General features: G+C 48.4%; 3 protein-coding genes and 1 pseudogene. 1 reads left to right on the top strand and 3 read right to left on the bottom strand.

Features of this window, described 5'->3' with window-relative positions:
* Nucleotides 1-448: 448 nt before the first annotated feature.
* Genes RWJ43_RS05880 through RWJ43_RS05870 form a run of 3 tightly spaced genes read right to left on the bottom strand, consistent with a single transcriptional unit; the run spans nt 449 to nt 3,944 of the window.
* Entirely contained in the window at nt 449-1,471 is a 1,023-nt protein-coding gene (locus tag RWJ43_RS05880) for an aspartate-semialdehyde dehydrogenase (RefSeq protein WP_314008906.1), read from the bottom strand.
* A gap of 2 nt (nt 1,472-1,473) precedes the next feature.
* Complete coding sequence (locus RWJ43_RS05875; RefSeq protein WP_314008904.1) at nt 1,474-2,802, bottom strand: aspartate kinase; 1,329 nt, start codon at nt 2,800-2,802, stop codon at nt 1,474-1,476.
* A 2-nt stretch (nt 2,803-2,804) separates the two neighbouring features.
* Nucleotides 2,805-3,944 (bottom strand): homoserine dehydrogenase, encoded by a 1,140-nt coding sequence (locus RWJ43_RS05870; protein ID WP_314008902.1) that lies wholly within the window; start codon nt 3,942-3,944, stop codon nt 2,805-2,807.
* Between the two features lie 312 nt (nt 3,945-4,256).
* Here RWJ43_RS05870 and RWJ43_RS05865 point away from each other — a divergent pair.
* A pseudogene (locus tag RWJ43_RS05865) lies at nt 4,257-5,014 on the top strand (threonine synthase); the annotation flags it as partial.

Below are 5,014 nucleotides of genomic sequence, written 5' to 3'. Positions count from 1 at the left end.
GCTACTGTAAAAGTAGAATACCTGTTCGAATAAAAGTTTTAACTATTTAGATAGGTGATTTTTGCATAAACAATGGCTGATATGCAGGAAAACTAATCAAGAAATTGATGTATCAAATTAGAGGTGCTGTTTTGGGTAAAAAATCCGTTTAGTTGGAGTTTATTTTTGGACTTCGAAATTTTGTCACTTACGTTTACCCAGCTCAGAAATTTTGTACTAATTTCCACAATTTTGTCCACGTAAAATTGCTGGTAGATGGCTTGCATAGAAACTAAGCATTTTTGGATACTCCAACTAAACGCATTTTTTACCACTTTGCCGCCGAATGGCACTCTATCGCTGAAAAATTTGACTCAGACGCACAAAAATACCCGTTCAATTCTACGAAATAGAATCGAACGGGTACTTGGTCAACGAAAATGATGCGAACGTGGCTGCGCGCCAGATATTACAGCAGGTACTCTGCAATCTGGACAGCGTTTGTTGCGGCACCCTTCCTAATCTGGTCTCCGCAACAGAAGAATGTCAGCGCATGAGTATCTTTATCAGCGGAAAGATCCTCGCGAATACGACCAACATAGATAAGGTCCTGGTCAGAAGTATCAAGAGGCATTGGGTACTGAAGCTCTGCTGGGTTGTCTACAACCTTGATTCCTGGAGCATCCTCAAGAATAGCGCGAGCCTCATCTGGACTCAAAGGACGCTCAAACTCAACAGTGATGGACTCAGAGTGTGAGCGCATCGTTGGAACGCGAACACAGGTGCAGTTAACGCGCAGCTCAGGAAGGTGCATGATCTTGCGACCCTCGTTTTGCATCTTCATTTCCTCGGAAGTGTAGCCAACCTCATCAAAGCCGCCAATCTGTGGAATCAGATTGACTGCCAGCTGGTATGCAAATGGAGAGGTCTCGGTTACTTCCCTACCTGCAACAACGTCAGCCATCTGATTCTTCAGGCTGGTGAGGCCAGGAAGGCCAGCGCCTGATGCAGCCTGATAGGTTGACGCAATAATACGCTTTGCACCTGCTGCCTTATGTAGAGGATACAGAGGTACCAAGCCAATAATGGTTGCACAGTTTGGATTAGAGATGATGCCGTTATGGTTCTTGATATCCTCGGCGTTAATCTCTGGGATTACCAGCGGAACGTTTGGGTCCATTCTAAATGCATGGGAGTTATCAACGCAGACGCATCCACGCTTAACCGCTTCAGGGAGCAGCTCTTTTGCCTGCTCGTCGCCAGCTGCGCCAAGGACAATATCTACACCCTCAAAAGCCTCTGGTGTTGCTTCGCGGATTACAATCTGCTGGCCAGCAAATTCGATAGTTTTACCAGCGCTTCGAGCGGATGCCAGAAGCACCAGCTCCTTGATAGGAAAATTACGCTCTTCAAGGCACTGCATCATCTGGGCACCAACAACGCCGGTAGCACCAAGAATTGCAACAACCTTACCGTTTGGATCAAAAGCCATAGTTACCTCGAAACCATTTCGTCACGAACAAATCCGTTATAAATGACGCCAATTGTGCGATCAAAGTCGGCATTATCGACGCCCACAATAATACTAATCTCTTCCGAGCTCTGCGTAATCATGCGAATGTTGACGCCCGCATTACCCAGCGCGCCAAAGATCTTACCAGAGGTGCCGGAACGCCTAGACATATTACGACCAACAACAGAAACAAGAGCTAGACGGTCTACCATCGTAATATCATCAGGCTCAATCTCGCGACGAATATCGCTGATGATGGAATAAACCGTATCCTTTACGTCGGAGGCATTTACCACAATACCAAACGAATCAACGCCTGTTGGGATGTGTTCAACAGAGACGCCGTAACGCTCAACAATATTGAGTGCGCGGCTGATGACGCCAACCTCGTTGGACATGTGAGCCTTCTTAACGTGAATAGCCAAGAAGTCCTTCTTGCCTGCAATACCGGTGATAAGGTGCTCGCTAACATCACCCTCTGCGGTCTCGCGGATAACCGTGCCCGTGTCTTCTGGACGGTTGGTGTTCTTAATCTGAATTGGAATGTTTGCCTCGCGAACAGGGAAAATTGCCTCTTCCTGAAGAACGGAAGCGCCCATGTAAGAAAGCTCGCGCATCTCGTCAAAAGTAATGCGGCCAATGGCGCGTGGATTCTGAACAATGCGAGGATCCGCAGAAAGGAAGCCAGAAACGTCAGTCCAGTTCTCATACAAGTCAGCGTCTAGGCAGCGAGCAACAATGGCACCGGTAATATCGCCGCCACCGCGCTGGAACAACTTAATTGCACCGTCAACGGTAGCACCGTAGAAGCCAGGCAGCACAAACGAGCCGCTGCGAGCAACAACTTCTTTAAGCCTAGAGGCAGTGCGCTCCATATCAATGGTGCCGTCATGATGGAACAGCATAACGTCAGCAGCATCAACAAAGGGCAGGCCAAGGTACTCGGCAAGAATCTGGCAGGTAAACCACTCGCCTCTACTTACTACATACTCTGGCGAGAAGGACTTGATGTTTGTAGCAAACTTCTCAAACTCCTCGGCGACAGGCCATGCAACTCCCAGTTCATCAGCAATCTCCACAAAGCGAGCCTCAATGTCTGCAAGTAAAGAGGTGCAATCAACGTGATACTCAATGTGGGCATTTACCAGCAGCAAAAGATCCGTAATCTTGTTATCGGTTGAGTGGCGCTTTCCTGCTGCAGACGAAACAATAAAGCGTCTATCAGGGTCAGCTTCAACAATAGCTTTAACTTTTTTGAACTGCTCTGCAGAAGCAACACTTGAGCCGCCAAATTTTGCAATTTTGATCATTTCTAATTCCTCTTTTCAAGTGCAGCCATAAAGGTTGTAGGATCTTGCGAAAGTGCGCTGGTAAGAAGATTACGGGCCTTCTCGGCACTTAGATTTTTAACCAACTGAGCACCCGGCTCCCAGAACGAGCCACCCGGAACATCCGCTTGCGTCCTAAATACGTAATCAGAAACAAGCAGCTCAGGATTATACGAAAGATCTGACGAGAAGGTCTGCTGACCCCCAGCAGGAGCCGCAGCACAGTCAATAATATCCTGCACGACGGCGTTTGCCGTTGGGTCGCCACCGGCACCCTGACCGTAAAACTTGAGCTCGCCAATGGTATTTCCCACGGCAGTTGCAACGTTAAAGTTAGTTGGAACGTTAGCCTCTATGGTTGAGAGCGAAACCGCAACTGGCTCAACAGCTACCGCATACGATGAACCGTCAGAAACACCACGACCAAAGAGCTTGATTGTCATATCGTGACTGCCAAACATGGCAAGATCGCGCTTAGTTAAGTTTCTGATACCAGACATAGGAATCTGGTCTGTGCAGATTACGTCGAAGGCAATAGATGCAGAAATCATAGTCTTAGAGCGAACATCAATGCCATCGATATCGCTTGACGGGTCTCGCTCGGCGTAACCCAGCTCCTGAGCCTTGCTCAGAACCTCAGCAAAGTCCGTTCCGTCTTTGAGCATGGAATAGACAATGTAGTTGGTGGTTCCATTCATGATTCCCCAGAACGCAGAAATCTCGTCAATACGACGAACTTTCTGAATTCCTGCTATCCAAGGAATACCACCGCACACGCATGCTTCGATCTTAAGGTTGACGCCCGCTTCAGCGGCAAGTGTCATAAACTCCTCAAAATGAGCAGATACCACGGCTTTATTTGAGGTGACTACATTTTTCTTAGCCGTCAGCGCAGCTTTGATATATTCATAGGCTGGCGTGAGGCCGCCCATGCACTCAACAACTGTATCGAGCGCAGGGTCAGACAAGAGCGCATCAAAATCAGATGTTGCCCGAGGGTCAACGTGCTCTTTACCAGCTCTAACCAAGATGGACGTCAGATTAACGTCAGAAACGCGCTCATCAAGAATGCGCGCAACTGAAGCACCAACCGTTCCAAATCCAAGTAGGGCAACGTTTTGCATATAACTCCAAATCTAGCAGTCGTTTTGCGAGAAAACCGATTACCTGCAAGGCTAATTGCAGAGCAAGGACAACCGCACGCAAAGGTGACTGCACTGATAACAATCTCATAGACAAAAACTACCAAAAACCTAGACAGAATCTAATCGACAGTTTTTCTCATCCTCATAATGCTATGAACAATTCTATGTTACAAGCGACATTTACTTCTCACTGTTAAAATAATAGAAACGCAACACGCGAGACGCGCAATTTGCACGCGCGCAACACGCGAAACGCACAACACGCGACACGTTCTAAAGATTGGTGGTTTCATGGCCGTCGCATATCACAGCACAAGAAGCTCTGACCATACCGTCTTGGCTAAACAAGCCATTTTGCAGGGAATTGCTCCCGACGGCGGCCTTTATATCCAAGATTCAATTGACGAGAAACCCCTCGATCTTGCAAAGGTTTGTTCTCAGGGCTTTAAAGCTACTGCTTTCGATGTGCTTTCTGCTCTGCTGGACGACTACTCTGCTGAAGAGCTGACTCGCTGTATTGAGGGAGCGTATGGCTCTCAGTGGGACACCCAGGCTATCACGCCTGTTTCTGCTATCGGAGAAGACTGGCTGCTTGAGCTCTTCCATGGTCCAACGTCGGCTTTCAAAGACGTTGCGCTTCAGATGCTCCCCCGCCTGATGAGTGTTGCTCGCGAGGACGCGGACGTAGCTGGCGCTGTCGACGCGGCCGCCACCGCCGGCAAGAGCATCATGATTGTGACCGCAACTTCTGGCGACACTGGCAAAGCTGCACTTGAGGGTTTCAAGGATGTGCCTGGTATGGGCATCACCGTCTTTTACCCTGAAGGCAAGGTTTCTGATATTCAACGCCTGCAGATGGTGACTCAAAAAGGTTCTAACGTAGCTGTTTGCGCTGTTAAGGGAAACTTTGACGATGCTCAAAACGCCGCTAAAGCAATCTTTGCTAACAAGGAGTTGGCGCGTGAGTTGGCTGGTAAGGGCACGGTACTTTCCAGCGCAAACTCCATCAATATTGGTCGTTTGGCCCCACAGGTAACCTACTACTTTGA

The sequence above is a fragment of the Lancefieldella parvula genome, assembly GCF_963530955.1.
Lineage (GTDB): Bacteria > Actinomycetota > Coriobacteriia > Coriobacteriales > Atopobiaceae > Lancefieldella > Lancefieldella parvula_A.
This window is presented reverse-complemented; position numbering and strand designations above follow the sequence as displayed.

Bases quoted from the DNA above. Each gene is read 5' to 3' on its own strand.
- RWJ43_RS05880 (WP_314008906.1), bottom strand. From the start codon at position 1,471: ATGGCTTTTGATCCAAACGGTAAGGTTGTTGCAATTCTTGGTGCTACC.
- RWJ43_RS05875 (WP_314008904.1), bottom strand. From the start codon at position 2,802: ATGATCAAAATTGCAAAATTTGGCGGCTCAAGTGTTGCTTCTGCAGAG.
- RWJ43_RS05870 (WP_314008902.1), bottom strand. From the start codon at position 3,944: ATGCAAAACGTTGCCCTACTTGGATTTGGAACGGTTGGTGCTTCAGTT.